Genomic DNA, 18,859 nt, shown 5'->3' on the forward strand with positions numbered 1-18,859 from the left:
AAACAGGCTGGCTGTACAACCGCCGGCCCAAGGGGTAGATCTCAAGGATGCTGAGCAATTTCGGGGTAATCGCTCGGTCCAGGATAGACACGATCGGCGACGATCAAGGTGATGCAGCGAGCCTTCGCTTATCTCCATCTATGTCCCATGCCAGGACCCTTCCGTTCCAGAAAGCTATCAGCAGTAGGCTGTGGCTCACCGTTTCTTATCACACTCGAATCGGTCGTTGCGCGCGAGTTTGATTCATCCGCGCTACCTTGCTCACTAGTACGGTTCGCGCGCCTTTTGCGCAGCCGGCTCAACGCGGAATCGAAGTTATCCGGCGTGAAATGCCACTCCGCCTCGGCCAGAATCTTGCGCACCTGAGAGCGGTCGTATCCACGCAGAAGGATCTCCCCCGGATCGATGGGGCATTGGAGCGCGGGCACGCGTCTCGAAAGTGGATGAGGCGTCAGAAGGCAATCCGCTGACGCTTCAAGACTTCATCATCTATTTGAAGGCGGCCTCTATGCCGATACAGCAACGGAGGTTCCCGGCGCGTGCATCGCGAACTCCCTGCTGTGTTCCGACAATCGTGGCTTGCACCTTGTCCCTAGCGGCAACGGGTTGTTGCTCGATGCGGCCAGCGCATCGATCTTACCGCGCCTGCGCCCTCGCCCTATCGGCTCGTCCTTGTGCGGCTGGCTCGTCCAGAACGTATGATCTTCATCACGCTTCACCGAGCGGATGTAGAAGTCCGGCTTCGTGATGTACGCCGCAACACGCGTCTCGAGGTTGTGCCGCGTTTGCTCGTCGTGATACCGCACCGAACCAATTCCCCGCAGCTTCCCGTAGGATTGACTGTTGCAGTTGAAGTAGTTGCCTCGGCCCGCGGTGATGTTGCTCTTCCAGTGCTCCCCCAAGGCTCGTGCAAGGTCTACATCACCATGCAGTTTGTCGCCATTAACGAACACCAGCGCGTGGTAATGCAGCCCCATGTCGACCCCATACTCTAGTTTGAGGGCGTCTCCTAAATACGCCCCCTTCAGGCGCTTGCAACGCTTCACGTAGCGTCGAAACGCGATTCGATGACGACGGGCCTCTGTGTAACTGATTGAAGCCCTATGCACCTTCATGTAGCTCAGATCCAGCCGAAGGATTAACAGGTGGTGATACCGAGCCTGTATCGCGCGGACGAGGGCGATCAATGACCGATAGTTCTCTGCTGCAGGACGCCAGTACCGCTTCAGCTGCTTGCGAAACACGTCACCGCGCCCTTCTTCTCGAATCTTCGCGACAATATTGTTCAGTCCATCGACCACCGCCCTTCGCTCGTCATCGTTCAAGATCGACAAATTGCCGATACGGTTACGGAGATCGAACACGGTATACACGCCCGGCGTTGCGTCCGATTGCTCATCGCGATAGAGAATCTTCAAGAATAGGTCAACGTACGGATGCTGCTGTACGATCGGATATTCCAACAGGATACTTTCCAACTCAATCTTCAAGCAATCCAAGAAGGTTTTTCCGGTCCCACTCGGTACCACCTCGACGCTTTCCGGAAGCCACGGCAATGCACTTTCCACGAACTTGATCGAGAACAATGGTCTTCGCGAATCGATGACGTCTTTCATGCATTTAGCAATACGCGACACCTCTCGCGATACAGTACCCACTGCATCGTAATGTTCTTCTTTCCAACGATCTTTCGCGGAGTAGGTTGCAGCATTGAGCAACAGTTCTGCAGCCTCCACATCGCTGCGTCGCTCTATCAGCTTCGCCATCTGATTTACCTCTTGTGTTTTTTTACATTCTTCGACCAAGCAACGGAAGTAGACTGAACGACATCACTAGGCATCACGCTCTCGTATGTCATGCGGCATCATCACGATGCGTCATTCCCGATCATCATGGGAGCAATGAGATAGGCACTGTACCTTTGCCCTTCTCATGGGAATAGAGCTCCATTGCGGATAGCGTTGTTCACTACTATCTCGCCATTCTTTCGATACGGGACGCACCACACTTCTCGACACTTCTATACCTTGATACTTCTCTATGAGGTATAAGAAAAGAACCGGAATTGCTAGAGCAATCTCACTCAGTCAACATCGAAGTTCTCGTACGAGATCACCTTCCGTACGCCGGATGTTCACATACATAGTGAAGTGGTCAACTTGGTGTTTTCGTCTTGTCTACAACAACGCGTCATTTCCGTTCGATCGAGTGCTTGTTTCGTTATCCGACTATTTATTGGCATCTCTGGTCAGATCTCAATCGATGACAACACCTCGTCAATGCGACGACATCGGCAATGTGTCGTTCGGTGAGCCGCTGTCGTCGCTCATCACCTATGCCGCTACCGTCGACGATCCGCCAGTGGCACTATCGTGCCGAACCGATATGATCGACTCCGGCACCTTCGAATTACAGCAAGGACACGTCGCGTACGCAACGCAGGCTTCTTTCCGAATCTTCGACATCAGTGTCTTGAGCGTTTGCGCGGTGATTTCGCAACCGTTCTCGTGTAGAACATCGGCAAGCTGATCGGGCGATGCCCCGGCTTTCCGCTTCGCATCAAGCAGGGGAAATAGCTCACGGACGATCTCGATTGTCGTGTACCTCTTCGGAGGTTCGTAGCTTTCCAGACTAGCCTTCAACGCATCGATGTTCAATTCACCAACTACCCTATTCTTACGGTTGTCCGGTGAACGTGCCAGCGCTTCCGACATTGAACTTTCAGTTTCGCTGACGATACCTGTTTTTGCGTTTGTATTCATTTTAGTTTCCAACAAGAATCGCCCGGGTGCCCCGCACGATAAACGGCCTGCACCCGAGGCATGGACTATTCATTGACGATACGGCTACGCCTCGTTGACGCAGCTACCACGTGAGCTAACCACCTTGCAGCGGCCGATGCGAACACCGTGCTTGGGACCGTTTCGTCACTCGGGCGGAAATGCAGAAAGCGGGCAAGGCCAATGAGACTCTCGGGAGGTCGTTGCCAGGTAAGGAAAAGAGCTAACTCTGATATGACCCAAGAGCTATCTCCGATATGCCCCATCGCTCGCCACCTTGCGAGCGAGAAGCCTTATTCCGACTTCTTCAGTGTCTTGGTTCGTGCCTTGCCCTGGGGTACCGCAGGCGCCACCATCTGCGCGCGACCTGTGCCGAAGCGCTTAAAGCCCGACAACGGTTGCACGCACACATACCGGTCACGTCGAGCCAAGCGGCATAAAAAGCGCGTCAGCGCCTCTCGTTTTTCCGCATCATCGTGATTGATCTTGCTGATCAAGTCAGCATCCCCCGAAAATTTCCGCGATGTACTGCTCATGTTGCGGAACTGACCTCGACCGTCCGTGATCCCGTCAACCCAGTATTGGCCGATGTGTTCCCCCAACGCGCCACCTGCTGCTGCCAGCGAACCATCGAACAAAAACACAACACGCAGGTAGTACCCGGTATAGGAGCAATCAAGCCGCCATACATAACCCACCATGTTCCCGAAGATTGACCGCTTCGAGCGCATGTTGCGAAAGAGACGATCACGGTCCCCAATCACCTCAGTCACGTCATGTTGCCTCAGCGCCTCCGGCAAGGCATCGACTGTATCTTCACGACGATACAGGCACGCCATGTCATCGGCCTCTTCTTTGGCTACCATTTCTGCGACTTCATGCAACCTCAACTCGTCGACGCAAGATTTCTTGTAGAACAACTGCATTTCCACAGGAACGATCGAACTATTGCGGCTAAACAGCGCGCCAATATAGTTCAACACACTCTTCTCGTTTCCGTTACTAGCGTTTTCCCAATCGTTCATCTGGCTGACGATGCCGATACGAGCCCCCTCTTCGCGCAGAAACGCGATGAACTCCTCGAACACCTCTGCCTCTATACGGTCTTTATCGAAAGGAAGGTTTCGATTTCTTCGAAGACAGCGACGAATCTCGTGCGTCGCGAAGCAGTCGAAAAGCAGCCTCAACTGAGGCGAGAAATGAAAGCCGCGCGAGTACACACGAACCATTGCCCCCAAAAGGTCGAACCCCCTCGCGAGGGGGGACGACGCCACCGCCACTTTCCGGCCTTTGCGGGCTTGAATCTTGAAAGCCACGTCTTTTGTCCGGATCACTCCATCCATGAACCTCACCGCGAACACCAGCGCCCCTAAGTTTCGGCCAAGCAGAATTTCACTGCCGTGGTCACCCCACACGCTGTTAGCTGACCTGTTGACATCACGGGAATCATCAACCAGATCCTTGATCCGGCCTGCTTGAAACCAATCTTCTTTTGCTGCCATATCGTTCACCTGTTATTTATTCGCTGCCATCCACATCCGTTATGGCACCCGTTATTAGTTACGCGTAGCCACCAGTTGGTGGCTACGAACATGCTTGCTTGGCGCGATCAATCGCACGGAAATTTTGTCGATATTTAGAATTTCTTACTTTGCAGTTCTATCTAATTTATTCACTATCCTCACCTCGACTACGAACTGGCTCGCGTTACTTCCTACCTCACCCCTCTGGTACAAGGGGCAGGGACTGGGGCAGAGTCGATCAGATCAACGTACGAAAAGACCAAGGATTCACAAACGATTGCGTGTGAAAGTAGGCAGGATTAAGCTCAATCCATGCTGTCTTGCCCGGAGAGATTCGGGCATAGCCGGACGAACAAATCACCGTCAAGGCTCGCACTGCTGCAGCCCTACTCAATCCCATGTCCGGTGCGTACGCAAGTAAATCGCAACGTTTGATGGTCAGTTGCCGAGTTCGGTACACAAACCCATGCAACCATTGCACAAGGCAGTCGGCTTCTTCGAACTCCCGTGGCATAGTTGGCTTCGGCTGAAAACGGCGCTTGTAGTGCTCCGTGAACCACAAACCAATTGCCTCTGCTTGCTCCAACTCTTCTGCCGATACATCACCGGGAACATCCTCGAACACATGCATTCCGGCGGCCAACCGCGCGATGTTTTCGGTCTGACGAGCAGCGTGCTCCACAAGATCCTCCAGATCACCGCCACGTAGCCCACGCACTCGGTAGCCTTCGGCAATCTCTTTCAGGAGTCGAATAGCATCTGGCTGAAACTTAACGAGCCCTCGCCGCGCTCGTCCACACATGATTTCGACCCACAGGTTAAGAAGACGTCGACAGTTTTCATCCCAGATGCGCGAATCAACTGGGACAAGATCGAGTGCGACCGGCTCGCCTGCGTATTCAGCGAACTGTGTGCGCGTCGCAAGCCCTAATGCTCGTAGGCGTTTTGCATGCCGCTCGTCGAACGCGATGCGTACATGCGGCTGAGTCAACACAAGGCTCGTAAATCGCGGATCGTGAAGAATGTAGCGTCCCGTCGTCGCGCGATCGACGGAGAATGTCTGCCCGTCAAACAACTGGACGCGCGTATTAGCGTCACGGGTCATCGAACCGGTTCGGGACGATGCAAATTCGTCGTCGATCTCATTCGCAACCGGATACTTCGAGACGCGCTTGACGATCGCCGGCATCGATGCGTTGTGGATCACGTGACTGTCGATGCAGATTTCTCCGTCGACCGCGTTCGCGAGTTGCTCACGCTGAAATTCGAACATTTCACCGAACGCCGCGTTTTTTGCCTCGGTCTTACCACAACCTGACACCGCGCTCAACATCGTGTTGATACCGAACGGACCGTCTCGACCGCGTGGTGAGGACATATTCGCGACTGGATTCGCATATGCGATACCGGCATGCACGACGATCGGTCCAACGACGATTGACGGGATCCTAATCGTGTCGACGAGAGAATCGTAGAGGCTTCGCATTCTCGTTCCGAGAGCCTCAGTCGGAAAGCGCTCGGGGTTAATTGGCAGATGGAAGCCGCGGTTGTATCGCGCGCACATTTAAGCCCCCTCGATCAGTGCACGGACCAAGTCAGCCCTCCAATACAAACGCCGGTTAGCTGATTTTCGTGGCACGACGGATAAATAGCGGCCATAGTTGGAATACGCCTTGCGCAGCGTCTGAGGACGGAGGCCAAGGAAATCTGCAGCCTCTTCAGTCGTGAAGTATTCGCGCCCGTTCGAAGGGGGGAAAGTGTGGGCAGCGGTACCGCTCCCGGAATGGACAGATTCGACGTCGGCGGAACAGTTGCAGGCGTGGTTGAGAACCGGACACGGCAGCTCATTAATGGACTGGCGGCGATCAGGATTCGTCGCGGTCTTGATAGCGTTCTGATGCATCTATCGCTCCTAGCAAAGTGAAACGTGGGGTTTCGCGTCGCATGAACCTGGAGATCCTGATCAACCTTCTTCGATCAGGATCAACCTAGATCAATACGAACAGCTTGGAGCCAACTTTAGCGAGATGCGGACAGACAGACAGCCTTACGTCGAGTTACGTCAGTTTATGTATTTGTCTTGCGGATTACACGCATCCGGCTCTGCATGTCCTTGATCGTGAAAATTTGAATCTCGCCCTCATCATTCACCCATTTAACTTCCTGGCCATCGTCCGTAGCTGAGTGGAGCGGTCTCGGTGGCGGCTTCCTCTGCGCAAGCTCAACAAGCGCATGCAGCATGGAATGCGGACTATCACGGTCATGAGCAATTTGCCAAGCCATCGCGAGAGTCGCGGCTAGCGGGCCACGAAATTTTGGACGTCTCTCTGCACGAGATACCGCCGACGTGGGAATCTGAGCCGGAGCAGATTCCCGCACCTCGGAGAACGGAAGCGCCGCTACTAGGGTGTTGGGGATTTGTCGCGTCAACAGGAAATCAATTAGTTCGTCCGGATCGAACCCGTGTTAGCGCCGGTGTAAAAGCGCCGTTAAACGACGGCACAAGGTTGAGCGAAACAGTCAACGACAAAGGGGCCACGCGGGCCCCTTTGTTTTGAATGTCGCCGATCAGAACGGCGGGTCGTGCTCGGTGAGCGGCAGTTCACGTTGCCGACGATCGCCACGAAGGACACGCTGCATGTCGGGCAGATAGCGTGCGCAGATGAGTTCGCGCAAGTCGTCGAGCAGTTCGAACACGGCGAGCGCCTGCTCGGGCGTCCAGTCGTCGGGCACGACGAAGTTCAAGCCGCGCGTGAGGCCTGAGGGCAATGGCACGGCTGTCATGATGACTCGCCTCCTTTGGCCGATTTGCTCGGGCCACGCTGCCGGGCGCGCTTGTCGGCCCGCTCGCGGGCTTCCTTCAGGCGGTACGATTCGCCTTCGATCGAGATGACCTCGGCGAGATGCACAAGGCGATCGACGAGCGACACGACGCAGGCGGCGTTCGGGAACACTTCTGACCATTCTGCAAACGGTCGATTCGATGTCACGATGGTGCTGTTGTTCTGGTATCTCCGGCTGATCAACTCGAACAGCAGATCGGCGTGGCGATTCGAGTAGGAGAGATATCCGACCTCATCGATCACAAGGACGTCGGGCGCAGCATAGCGACGCAAGCGCCGGCGCAGCGTTGAATCGCTATCGAGCGCAGCCAGTTCGCCCAGCATATTGCCGGCGGTGGTGAACAGCACCGTGTGCCCATGCACGAGCGCCTGATGCGCGACGTTCTTCGCCAGCGTCGACTTGCCCACGCCGTTGGGGCCGATGAGCACGACGTTGGCGGCGTCCTTCATGAACCCGAGCGTCATCAGTTCTTCGATGGCACCGCGATCACACCGTGACGGCCAACCCCAGTCGAAGTCGCACAAGGCTTTGAAGCCGCCCAGATGTGATTCCTTGATGCGCCGCTCGAGCGAGCGACGGGCTCGCTCGTCTTCTTCCCACTGCACGAGCGGCGCGACCCACGGCTGCAGCGCAACCTCGGGCCAGTGGGCCAGCAGCCCGTGCAAACGCAATTCCTGCGCGCGTGTGCGCAATGATTCAAGCGAGCTCATCCGTGCCTCCGGCAAGTTGATCGTAGGTATCGAGCCGGTGGGGTTGGACCGGCGTGTCCTTCTGGCGTACGTGTGGCGGCAGACACACGGCAAGCGGTGGTGGCAGTTCAAGCGCTTCGCGGCGGCGCTCCAGCGCCAGGCGCACGGCGTTCGGGTGCGGCACGCCGCTTTGTAGCGCATCGCCGATCGCGGCCTGCAATTGCGCAGCGCCGTAGCGTTCGAGCAGCCGCAGCAGCGCCGCCGTGATGGTGCCCAGATTCGCATTGCGTTCAGCCGCGCGGCGCAGCAGATCCTGACTGGCGGGGGCAGCCTTGGCCAAGCGATCCATGCCGCGATGATGACGGGCCTCGCGTTTGACGCCGACCAGTGTCTCGATGTGAACGGGCTCTTCGATTTGCGCGCCGCGGTCGTAACTGCGAGCGTGGCGCGCAAGGATCTCGGCACCGTCCAGCACGCGTACCTGCTCGAGATCGGCCCGTACCGTGAGCGTGCGCCGCACGTGCGTGTGCGGGATCGAGTAGTCGTTCAGATCGAAGCGTACATAGGGCGTCTTGCCGACTTTGACGGCGAGCGTTTCCTCGACGGGATAGGGATTCTCCGGTAGCGCAAGCAGCGTAGGCTGCTCCTGGGCGAACGCCTGGCGCACACTGATCATGCGATCCTCCGGGCACGGGCGATCCGCCGCCTGCGTGCGGCACCAGTGTTCGGCTTGCGCATTCAGGTCATCCAGATCGGCGAACTGTCTGGCCGCGAAGAACGCGTCGCGGACGTGACGAATGGCGCGCTCCACGCGGCCCTTCTCGTTACCACGCGCGATGGCTACGGGTCTGGGTTCGAACCGATAGTGTGCGGCGAAGGCGAGCAGCGTCGGGTGGAAACGAATGGCGTCGCCCTGGCGTTCAAGGACGGCGCTCTTCAGGTTGTCGTAGAGGACGACCCTACCGAGGCCGCCCCAGCGCGTGAAGGCGCCGATATGGCCGCGCAGGAAGTTCTCCATACGCGCATCGAGGAAAAAGCGCAGATACAGTTCGCGCGAGTACGAGAGCACCATCACGAAGGCCATCAAGGGCCGGCGCGCACGGCCGATATGCAAGTGACCGAAGTGCCCCCAGTCGCATTGCATCTGTTCGCCGGGCAACGTGCGCAGCCGCAGGTACGCTTCGGCAGGCGGGCGTGGCCGGTGCAGAGAGATCAGATGTCGGAAGTGCGTGGGCCGGCCCTGATAGCCGCGCTCGCGCACCATGCCGTAAAGGCGGCTGGCGGTGAGCGTGGGATACTTCTCCAGCGTTTGGCGAATGAATGGCAGGTATGGCTCGATCATCGAAGGCCGCGGCGCCGGTCCATGACGCGGCAGACCAGCTTGTGCGAGCACCCGTTTGACGGTGCCGCGATGCACGTGCAATTGCTGCGCGATCGTGCCGCAGCGCCACTTCTCGACGTGGTAGAGCCGCAGGATATGGGCTTCGAGTTCAGCGTCAATCGTCACCTTTAGAGCCTCCTCGAACGGGCCAAGGCGCACGAATGGCGAACAGGCGCAGCCGCATCGATGGCAATGCGTTGTCGCCGGCGCCGATGCCGCGACACGACTGTGAGTGACAGCGGCGCGCATCGAGTCCGCTGGCAGTAGAGCACTGGGCCCCGTCGCAGGTGAACCGTGATGCGTCACTTTATTGTGTCGCGCTCGATAACGACGGGCGCGCTGCGCATGGGCAAGACGCCCGCGGCGAGAACTCTGGTAACGCTGAGCCGCTTCGCGCAAGCTCGCGCGCCGGGCCGCTTGCGCACAGCCGCCGGCGCAATAGATCTGGCCTCGATCGCAGCGGCGGCAAATGAACACCTGCGCCCGGCAGCGGGCGCACAGGAAGAAGCGGCCCGTGGGCAGCATCGGCGGTCCCCGTGGAACGCCGATGGCAGGTCGATATCGACAGGGTCCGCCCAGCCGTGGAATACTGCGGCTGCACGTGTCCCTGTGCTTGGCCCCGTGGCCCCGCACCTGTGTCCAGTGTGGCGCGACCCCGGGGTGAACTTGGCGGTTTGACCGGTGTCGCGCCGGTTGTTTCTTCGGCGGTGTGCCTTTCTACCGCAACCGATCCGCGCCGTCATCCCTCAACGCGCTTTGCGCGTCTGCACTCGCCCTACGGGCTCCCTCCGACGCGCAAAGCGTCAGGCATCCGCAGCGTCGCTACCCCGCAAACATCATCTTCCAAGCACGGCCACTTCAAACGCTCAATTCCAGAACGCCGTCGTTTAGTGTCGGATTTGGACCGGCGTTCACAACCCGATCAACCGAATCCGCGGAGTCGTCGGCAGATCGCGGAACCGGGGGGCAGACGCAGGCTCATGGGCCGACCAGCGTGAACTATTGAACATGGCTTGGCGACGTTGCGCTTCGCGAGCCGAGGACTCCCATTTCGCCATGTCAGCCAAAAGCGCCAGCCCTTCGTCGCGTGCCGCAGCGCTCTGCCAATAGGTTTCCCCTCGTGCAGTCGTCACGTCGAACCAGCGCAAGCGGTGACCTGCCGGTGTGTTGGCAATGTTCAAGCCAAGTATGTCGGCTGCTCGCGAGGTTCGAAATAGCTGTTTGAGAGAAGTTGCAGCAACCCTTGCCTCAAAAGCGGCAACATCCCCCAGCTCGCTGTCCGGCAGTACAACCAGGTCGAGCTCGTCATCCGAAATTTGGATGCAGTTGGCAACCATCTGTATCGTTTCGGATAAAGACAGAAAATTGCGATAGAAAGACTCTCGCTCCCCCATCCTCTTCCGCTCACCTGCCTCTGCTCTAGCGGCAGCAATGCGTTCTTGTTGCGATTTTGTATCTGTCATGGCCCCGTCGTCGCATTGGAATAACTGACGGCGCCGGGTCGGCACCGTCACCCACGGATTTTACGTGTGCCAAACCAACAATGAGACGAGCTACGTTCAGCTACCGCCCGCCTACAGCCAGAGTCTCGGTCACATGGAACTCGATACCCGCCTGCTCCAGCATCCACGCCTCGATCTTGTCGCGCAACCGCGCTCGGCATTGCAAGCGCCTGTACGTGAGAGCAGCCGGTTCACATGGATTGGTTGCGATCCAGGTTGACCACAAATACCTACACGTCGCCTACACGAGCATGCCAACAGAGGATGGGAAATTCGAAAATTTCAGCCAAGGTACTGATTTCATTGGCCCGCCCTACACGATTCGAACGTGTGACCTACGGCTTAGAAGGCCGTTGCTCTATCCGACTGAGCTAAGGGCGGTCGAGGAGGAGGAAAGTGGCGGCAAGCGCCGCACATTTCAGCGCTGCGGGAGGCTGCCGAAATGTTCCGACGGCCATGACAAGCATCCCACGGCAAGCCCGGCAAAAACCGAGCCGGCAATTATACCCGATCGCCTCCTGGAAGCGATCGGAAACGCCAATCGCATCAAACCGGCTGCGTGTGGAATATGAACCAGCCGAGGCAGAAAAGGCCCGCGAGCACGCAGTACAAGCCGAACGACGCAAGCCGCCCGCGCCCTTCGAAATAACGCATCAGGAACCGCACGCTCAGATACGCAGCGATCGCGGTCAACACGCCGCCCAGCAACGCGTCGGCAAGTTGATCCGGCGCGTGGAAAAGCTTCGGCAATTCGAGCAGCCCCGCCGCGAAGATGATCGGCGTGCCAAGCAGAAACGAGAACTCCGCCGCCTTCTCCGCCGTGAGCCCCGCCGCGTTGCCGGCGATCATCGTCAGACCGCTGCGCGAAAAGCCTGGAATTAGCGCACCGATCTGTGCGAGGCCGACGAAAAACGCCTGCTTGAACGTCAGCTTCTCGGGGGGACGATGTGCGCGCGCACGCTGGATGCGGTCGCCGAGCCACAGCAGGATGCCGTTGACGATCAGCGCGATCGCGACGATACGCAAATCGTGGAACACCCGCTCAATGCGCTTTTCGAGCAGCAGCCCGACGAGCCCAGCCGGAATCGTGCCGACGATGAGCGCCCACATCAGATGGCCCTCGTCATTCTTGCGTCCGTTCAGCGACGCGAAAAAGCCGGCGATCAGCGCGACCCAGCGCTCGCGGAAATACCACAGCAGCGCGAACGCGGTGCCGAGGTGCAGTGCAACGAGGAAGGGCAGCAATTGCGGCGCATGCTTGTCGATGTGCATGCCGACAAGCGCGGGCACGAGGAGCGTGTGCCCCAAGCTGCTGACAGGAAAGAGTTCGGTGACGCCCTGCAGGACGCTCAGAAATACCAGAAACCAGAGGCTCACGCGTCGGTCCTTTTATCGGAGAGGGTTAAGCGAGGAGAACTGACGGGAACGGCGTCGTGCAGATCGCTGCGCCGCCCGAAAAAACCGCGCCCCGATTATGCCGAGCGAGAATGACCGCGCCAAGGCGTTTGGCGCGAATCGGGCATCTGGCTAACAGCCAGATACACTTTTAATGCGATTGAAAGCTTGGACGAGAGCGCATCGCCGCAGATTGCAACAATGCTCTGGGAGCGAAAAGCGGCGAATCAGCGGCCGACTTTGTAGAAGAACAGCACGGTGCTGCCGGTGAACATGCCGAACAGCGTGAGGGCCATTGCAGTTGCCAGATCCATGTTCGCTCCTTATTAGGTACAGATCCGGCGCTTTAAGAATGACCGGTTTGCGTCATTGTCCTTACAGATTGCCACTTTTGACATTCTCGATTTCCCGCATGCGCGATTTCCCTTAGCTGTCCGCGCGTGACCCGCTGCACCGCCCCGCGCACCCAAGCCCGCGGCGATTCCGCTATCCTTGGCGGCCCTACCCTAGCGAACGCCGACGCCTGCCATCATGCCTTCTTTCCAGAATCAGGACATCCTCGAACTCATCGACGGCGCGTCGCTCGCGCGCATCGCGCCCCAAGTGGGCGGACGACTCCTGTCGTGGAGCATCGACGGCGCGAGCGTCGTCTTCTGGCCGGAATCCGCCGACCGTTCCCTCCCCGCGAAGATCCGCGGCGGCAATCCGCTGCTGTTCCCGTTTCTCGGCCGCCACCGCGTCGATGGGCGGATCGGCTTCTGGCGCGACGGTGCAGGCATCGTCCGCGAATTGCCGATGCATGGCTTTGCGCGCGACCTGCCGTTCGACGCGCAAGTCGACGCCGATGGCCGCGGTGTCGCGCTGACGCTCGAAAGCAGCGACCGGACGCGCGCCGGCTTTCCGTTCGAATTCCGCTTCACCGCGCGCTATCGGCTCGTCGACGCGCGCACGCTCGACGTCGAGTTGACCACGACCAATCTCGGCGACACGCCGCTGCCGCACTATGCGGGCCATCATTTCTATTTCGCGTTGCCGCATGCCGAACGCGCGTCGACGGTGCTCGAATTGCCGCCGACGCAGCGACGCCGTCAACTGGACGACGGCTCGATCAGCGCGCCCGAGGCCGGCCTGCCGCGCTACACGCTCGATGATCCGAGCATCCTCGACCGCTTCCACTGCCTCGACGGCGTGCCCGCCGAGCCGGTGCGCGTACTGATGCCCGGCCGCCGCCACGCAATCGAGATCGACCTGAACCGCCCAGGCTCGGTGCCGTGGTACGCGGTGACGACGTGGACCGAAGCGCCGGGATCGGATTTCTATTGCGTCGAGCCGTGGCTTGGCCTGCCGGACGCGATCCACAACGGCCTCGGCCTACGTCACGTCGCGCCGGGCGCAACCGAAACCGCAGCGCTGCGCATCCGCGTGACGCCGATCGCGTAACGCCGCGCACCACGCTCGACCGGGCGCGGCAGCCTGCTCGAACGGCTGCCGCGCGGGCCCGCTCCGCCCGCGTGCCAACCCTTCCGAACACCCGCCACCGACGTCCAAACACCCCAAAACGACGAGCCCGCCGCCGAACCCGTTAAAATCAGATGTTTTTGTATCCGCCGCCGCGCACCGTCGCGGCGGTGCTTTGCGAGGTTCAATGTTGCTGAAAACCACGAGACGGCTCGTCGTCGCATCGCTTGCCGCGCTGCTCGCCGCGTGCGGCTCGGCGCCCGTCGGCCCCGGTTTCTACCGGGTCGAGCGCGGCGACACGCTCTCCCAGATCGCGCGCGCGAATCGCCAGTCGATCGCGAACATCATCCGCTGGAACCAGATCACGAATCCCGACGCAATCGAAGTCGGCCAGGTGCTGCGCATCGCGCCGCCGCCGGGCTCCGCTTCGACATCGGGCACGACGAGCGCCTCGCGCAGCCCGAGCCGCCCGGCGCCGTCGTCGCCCACTGCCTCGCCGCCGCCCTCCGTGAAGCCCGCGTCGAGCATATCGCTCGTGTGGCCCGCCGCCGGCAACGTGATCCGCTCATTCGACGGCTCGAAGTCGAAGGGCATCGACATCGCGAACACGGCGGGCACGCCCATCGTCGCGGCAGCAGCCGGTACGGTCGTCTATGCGGGCAACGGTCTGCGCGGCTACGGCAATCTGCTGATCGTCAAGCACAACGCCGATTTCCTGACGACGTACGCACATAACCGCACGCTGCTCGCGAAGGAAGGCCAGACGGTTGCGCAGGGACAGAAAATCGCGGAGATGGGTGACACCGACAACGACCGTGTCGCGCTGCATTTCGAGCTGCGCTACGGCGGCCGCTCGATCGATCCGTCGCGCTACCTGCCGTCGCGCTGACGCAGCGCGAAGCGGCGCGCACGGCACGGCGCGTCATACGCGTTCCGGCGCGAGCCGGGCGATCGGATCAAGAGAACGATCAGCGTTTGCGCAACCGGCCGTGCAGACGGCCGGAAAGCGGATCGACATGGCGCGCGAACACCACCAGCGCGCCGATCCCTATCACGCTGAGCCCCGTAGCTATCAGAAACAGGTCCATGGTCGTATCTATCGTTGGTGAAACGATCATACGCGGCATTTGTGGTTTGCGCATGATGCGCATGAACGCGCCCTCTAGGATCGCCCCTAACGGCCACGCGTACGCCCGGCGATTCGGTGTACTGTGCGTCGAAACGCCGCACAAAAAACAACCGGAGACGCCCGATGCTGCCCCACGCCGCCAGTTACGCCGAACGCGTCGACCGCTTTGAATGGCGCGTTCCGGCGCGCTACAACATCGGTGTCGATGCATGCGACAAATGGGCTGACGGCAGCGGCCGCGTCGCACTGATTCACGAGCATGCGGACGGCGTCATCGCGCGCTACACGTTCGACCAGATGAGAAGCGCCTCTAATCGACTCGCGAACAGCTTCGCGCGCGCAGGCGTGAAGCGCGGCGACCGGATCGGCATTCTGCTCGCGCAAGGCCCGGAAACGGCGATCGCGCATCTGGCCGCATACAAGCTCGGCGCGGTCGCGGTGCCTCTTTTCACGCTGTTCGGCGAGGACGCGCTCGAATTCCGCCTCGGCGACAGCGGCGCGGTCGCGCTCGTCACCGATCGCGCCGGCTACGAGAAGATCGCGCGGTTACACGCGTCGCTGCCGTCGCTCGCGACGATCTACTGCATCGACGGCGCGCCCGATCTCGCCGAGCCCGGCGTGCTCGCGTTCGATGCGGCGCTCGCGGCCGAGTCGGACAAGCTCGAACCCGCTGACACGTCGGCCGACGATCCGGCGCTCATCATCTACACGTCCGGCACGACGGGCAAGCCGAAGGGCGCGCTGCACGCGCACCGGGTGCTGCTCGGCCATCTTCCCGGCGTCGAGATGTCGCAAAACCTCTTTCCGGCGCGCGCGCACCTCGCCTGGACGCCCGCCGACTGGGCGTGGATCGGCGGCCTTCTCGACCTGCTGCTGCCGTCGCTGCATCACGGCGTGCCGGTGCTCGCGCGCCGCTTCGAGAAGTTCGACGGCGTGGCCGCGTTCGAGCTGCTCGCGCGGCACCGCGTGACGCACACGTTCTTGCCGCCGACCGCGCTGAAGCTGATGCGCGCGGCCGTCACCCAGCCGCGCGAACGCTACACGCTCGCAATCGAGTCGGTCGCGAGCGGCGGCGAGTCGCTCGGCGCCGAACTGGTCGCATGGGGGCGTGACGCGTTCGGCGTGACGATCAACGAGTTCTACGGACAGACTGAATGCAACGTCGTGCTATCGTCGTGCAGCGCGTTGTTCGAGCCGCGAGCAGGCACGATCGGCAAGGCGGCGCCCGGACATCGCATCGTGATCGTCGACGATGCAGGCAATGCGCTGCCGCCTGGCGTCGAGGGCAACATCGGCGTGCGCGCGCCCGATCCGGTGATGTTCATCGGGTATTGGCGCAAGCCCGATGCAACGCGCGAGAAGTTCGCCGGCGACTATCTGCTGACGGGCGACGTCGGCGTCGCCGATGCCGATGGCTTCGTCCGCTTCGTCGGCCGCAACGACGACGTGATCACGAGCGCCGGCTACAGGATCGGTCCGGGCCCGATCGAGGACTGCCTGCTCAAGCACCCGGCGGTGCGGATGGCCGCCGTCGTCGGCGTGCCGGACGCGACCCGCACCGAAATCGTCAAGGCGTTCGTCGTGCTGAACACCGGCTATGAAGCAAACGACGCGCTTGCACACGAGCTGCAGGCGCACGTGAAGACCCGGCTCGCCGCACACGAATATCCGCGAGCGGTCGCATTCGTCGACAGCCTGCCGATGACCGCAACGGGCAAGATCATCCGCCGTGCACTGCGTGACACGTAATGCGTGATGCATCCGATGTTCGAAACGCGTGCGGTGCAAGCGAGCGACGCGCATCGAACCGGCCGCAAAAGCGACGCGATTACGCCCACGCACACCGCTCAAGCAGATCCATCGGCACGCGTACGCCCTTATCGTCCCATGCCGCCGCGCGTTGCAAAACTCGTCCGAACGGCCGAGTCTCGCCGGCCGCGCGAATGGTTTATAGTGGCGCTCACCGTAGTTCAATTGCCTCACTCCATGCCTCCGAATACCCCCTCCTCCCTCGACGCGCAACACAGCCCGCTCTACCTAAAGCTTCTCGGCGAAACCGCCAAGATCGACTGGTGCGATCTCGAGCGCTTCTTCGCGCAAGGCAAACTGTTGTCGGTCGCGCGCGATCTCGATCTCGTGAGCGTCGCCGAAGCGATCGCCGGCGACGACAAGGATCAGGTCACACGCTGGCTGTCCGCGGGCCACGTCGAACGGATGCAGGCCGGAACCGCGCACGATTACGCGACGCGCAATCCGGAGCTGTGGGCGGTCGTCGTGTCGCCGTGGGTGTGCGTGCAGGAACGCACGTAACGCCGCGATGTCCGCCCCCTCCGCGTCCGCGCACCCCGACGAAGACCCCGAGCCGCGCTCCGCCGCGAGCTGGCACCGCCGCGTGCTCGGCCTCGCGCTGCCGATCATCGCCGCGAATCTCACGCAGCCGATTCTCGGCGCGGTCGACACGGCCGTCGCCGGCCACCTCGACGGCCCGCAGTATCTCGGCGGCGTCGCGCTCGGCGGCCTCTTCTTCAACTTCGTGTACTGGGGCTTCGGCTTCCTGCGGATGGGTACGACAGGGCTCGTCGCACAGGCGTTCGGCGCGAACGATCTCGCCGGCATCCGCATCAACGTGCTGCGCGCGCTGCTGCTCGCGTTCGCACTCGGTGCGGCGGTGCTCGCGCTGCAAACACCGCTCATAGGCCTTGCGTTCGCCGCGCTCGGCGGCAGCGACGCGGTGCGCTCGACCGCGCTCGACTACGCGCATGCGCGCATCTGGGCCGCGCCGTTCGCGCTCGCGAACTACGTCGTGCTCGGCTATCTGCTCGGCATGCAGCGCGTGCGCGTCGCACTCGCGATCCAGGTGTTCATCAACATCGTCAACATCGGCGCAGTGCTGCTCTACGTATATCGCTTCGATTGGGGCGTCGCGGGCATCGGCGCCGCGACCGCGACGGCGGATATCGCGGGCTTCGCGCTCAGCGCACTGTTGCTTCGCTGGTTGAATCCGCGCGGCCTGCCGAAGATCAGGCGCGTCGAGCTCTTCGATCGCGCGGCGCTCGCGCGCCTCGTTGCGCTCAATCGCGACATCTTCCTGCGCACGCTGTGCCTGCTGTCGGCGTTCGGCTGGTTCGCGCATCTCGGCGCGCGACAAGGCGACGCGACGCTCGCCGCGAACGCGCTCCTCCTCAATTTCCAGACCTTCATGGCGTACGCGCTCGACGGCTTCGCGCACGCCGCCGAGGCACTCGTCGGCGCGGCGGCGGGCGCGCGCAACCGCGACGCGTTCCGGCAAGCGCTGCGCGTGACGTTCTTCTGGGCAGGTATCGGCGCGCTGGGCTTCGCACTCGTCTATTGGGGCGCGGGCAGCTGGATCGTCGCGCAACTCACCGATCAGCCGTCGATTCGCAGCGTCGCCGAACGCTACCTGCCCTGGGCCGCGCTGTCGCCGGTGATCTCAGTCTGGGGTTTCATGCTCGACGGCGTGTTCATCGGCGCGACGCATACACGAGCGCTGATGCGCGCGATGGCGGCATCGTTCGCGCTGTTTGTGGCAGCGACGTTCGCGCTTGTCGGTCCGTTCGGCAATCACGGGCTCTGGGTCGGGCTGCTCGTGTTCATGGCGGCGCGCGGCGCAACGCTCGCGCGCCATCTGCCCGGGCTCGAGCGAGCTGTCGCGGGCCGCGCGCCGTCGATCGCGCACATCGCAGGCTAACGCGTTTTTCGCGTCGCCCGCGGCGCAGGGCTTGCCGATCCCGTCAATCGCCGATGGCGGCCTTGTCGACGTGAATGCGCCGTCAAACGGCCTGGGTCGTGCGACTCGACGCTGCCGATCGGCGAGCCGCACCGTCGCCCGCATCGCAAGCGCGTAGGACGCTGCGTGAGCGCCGCCAAGTCGCCGTGCCCGGCGCTTATTGCGGCTGCTTCGCGGACGCCGCGGCCTCCCCGCCTGCGCCGGGTTCGCCGAGCATCGACGGCGGCGTCATGTCGGTCGGCACGCCTTGATAATCGGGAGGATCTTGCGGCGGCGTGCCGCGGCGGCCCTGCCGGGGATCGCTTGCGCAGCCGGCGAGCACGGCCGCCACGAGCGCGGCGATGACGATGCGGGTCATGAATTTCCTCGGAGTCAATGAACGATCGCGCCCCCGTTTCTGCCGGATCGCG

Annotated in this window: 16 protein-coding genes and 1 tRNA gene; 5 read left to right on the forward strand and 12 right to left on the reverse strand. The window is 61.3% G+C overall.

All coding sequences use genetic code 11. The annotated features are described in order from the left end of the window. Positions 1 to 506: 506 nt before the first annotated feature. The 11 genes from WS70_RS11740 to WS70_RS11785 form a co-directional block, all read right to left on the reverse strand. Complete coding sequence (locus tag WS70_RS11740; RefSeq protein ID WP_082722380.1) at positions 507 to 1,766, reverse strand: YagK/YfjJ domain-containing protein; 1,260 nt, start codon at positions 1,764 to 1,766, stop codon at positions 507 to 509. A gap of 567 nt (positions 1,767 to 2,333) precedes the next feature. Next, entirely contained in the window at positions 2,334 to 2,762 is a 429-nt protein-coding gene (locus WS70_RS11745; RefSeq protein WP_082722382.1) for a hypothetical protein, read from the reverse strand. A gap of 311 nt (positions 2,763 to 3,073) precedes the next feature. Next, positions 3,074 to 4,282 (reverse strand): DUF3296 domain-containing protein, encoded by a 1,209-nt coding sequence (locus WS70_RS11750; protein WP_159082891.1) that lies wholly within the window; start codon positions 4,280 to 4,282, stop codon positions 3,074 to 3,076. Positions 4,283 to 4,541: 259 nt separating this feature from the next. Then, on the reverse strand, positions 4,542 to 5,789 hold the full coding sequence (locus WS70_RS11755; protein ID WP_226382750.1) for a DUF3987 domain-containing protein: 1,248 nt from the start codon (positions 5,787 to 5,789) through the stop codon (positions 4,542 to 4,544). 78 nt (positions 5,790 to 5,867) lie between these two features. Next, positions 5,868 to 6,206, reverse strand: a complete 339-nt coding sequence (locus WS70_RS31510) for a MerR family transcriptional regulator (RefSeq protein ID WP_154234485.1) — start codon at positions 6,204 to 6,206, stop codon at positions 5,868 to 5,870. Between the two features lie 665 nt (positions 6,207 to 6,871). Then, on the reverse strand, positions 6,872 to 7,087 hold the full coding sequence (locus tag WS70_RS11760; protein ID WP_059472649.1) for a hypothetical protein: 216 nt from the start codon (positions 7,085 to 7,087) through the stop codon (positions 6,872 to 6,874). After that, on the reverse strand, positions 7,084 to 7,857 hold the full coding sequence (istB, locus tag WS70_RS11765) for an IS21-like element helper ATPase IstB (RefSeq protein WP_108033932.1): 774 nt from the start codon (positions 7,855 to 7,857) through the stop codon (positions 7,084 to 7,086). The genes WS70_RS11760 and istB overlap by 4 nt, the downstream gene beginning before the upstream one ends. Further along, the gene (gene istA / locus WS70_RS11770) at positions 7,844 to 9,343 is read right to left on the reverse strand and encodes an IS21 family transposase (protein ID WP_108033939.1); all 1,500 of its coding nucleotides are present in this window, start codon (positions 9,341 to 9,343) and stop codon (positions 7,844 to 7,846) included. Before istA ends, istB begins: the two co-directional genes overlap by 14 nt. A 785-nt stretch (positions 9,344 to 10,128) precedes the next feature. Continuing rightward, complete coding sequence (locus tag WS70_RS11775; protein WP_159082892.1) at positions 10,129 to 10,680, reverse strand: hypothetical protein; 552 nt, start codon at positions 10,678 to 10,680, stop codon at positions 10,129 to 10,131. Between the two features lie 343 nt (positions 10,681 to 11,023). Further along, a tRNA-Arg gene (locus WS70_RS11780) sits at positions 11,024 to 11,100 on the reverse strand. Positions 11,101 to 11,265: 165 nt separating this feature from the next. Beyond that, entirely contained in the window at positions 11,266 to 12,096 is an 831-nt protein-coding gene (locus tag WS70_RS11785; RefSeq protein ID WP_059473179.1) for an undecaprenyl-diphosphate phosphatase, read from the reverse strand. Between the two features lie 549 nt (positions 12,097 to 12,645). Here WS70_RS11785 and WS70_RS11790 point away from each other — a divergent pair. From WS70_RS11790 to WS70_RS11810, 5 genes are all read left to right on the forward strand, one after another. Beyond that, on the forward strand, positions 12,646 to 13,554 hold the full coding sequence (locus tag WS70_RS11790; protein WP_059473178.1) for an aldose epimerase family protein: 909 nt from the start codon (positions 12,646 to 12,648) through the stop codon (positions 13,552 to 13,554). Between the two features lie 205 nt (positions 13,555 to 13,759). Beyond that, positions 13,760 to 14,461, forward strand: a complete 702-nt coding sequence (locus tag WS70_RS11795; protein WP_059473177.1) for a peptidoglycan DD-metalloendopeptidase family protein — start codon at positions 13,760 to 13,762, stop codon at positions 14,459 to 14,461. A 363-nt stretch (positions 14,462 to 14,824) separates the two neighbouring features. Continuing rightward, positions 14,825 to 16,450, forward strand: a complete 1,626-nt coding sequence (locus WS70_RS11800; protein ID WP_059597150.1) for an acyl-CoA synthetase — start codon at positions 14,825 to 14,827, stop codon at positions 16,448 to 16,450. A 237-nt stretch (positions 16,451 to 16,687) separates the two neighbouring features. Beyond that, positions 16,688 to 17,011 (forward strand): DUF2288 domain-containing protein, encoded by a 324-nt coding sequence (locus tag WS70_RS11805; protein ID WP_059473175.1) that lies wholly within the window; start codon positions 16,688 to 16,690, stop codon positions 17,009 to 17,011. Between the two features lie 7 nt (positions 17,012 to 17,018). After that, entirely contained in the window at positions 17,019 to 18,410 is a 1,392-nt protein-coding gene (locus WS70_RS11810) for an MATE family efflux transporter (protein ID WP_059473174.1), read from the forward strand. A 196-nt stretch (positions 18,411 to 18,606) separates the two neighbouring features. Here WS70_RS11810 and WS70_RS11815 read toward each other — a convergent pair whose 3' ends face one another. After that, a complete protein-coding gene (locus WS70_RS11815; protein WP_059473173.1) occupies positions 18,607 to 18,807 on the reverse strand; it encodes a hypothetical protein in 201 nt (66 codons plus the stop codon). Positions 18,808 to 18,859: the final 52 nt, after the last annotated feature.

The sequence above is a fragment of the Burkholderia mayonis genome (genome assembly GCF_001523745.2).
Lineage (GTDB): Bacteria > Pseudomonadota > Gammaproteobacteria > Burkholderiales > Burkholderiaceae > Burkholderia > Burkholderia mayonis.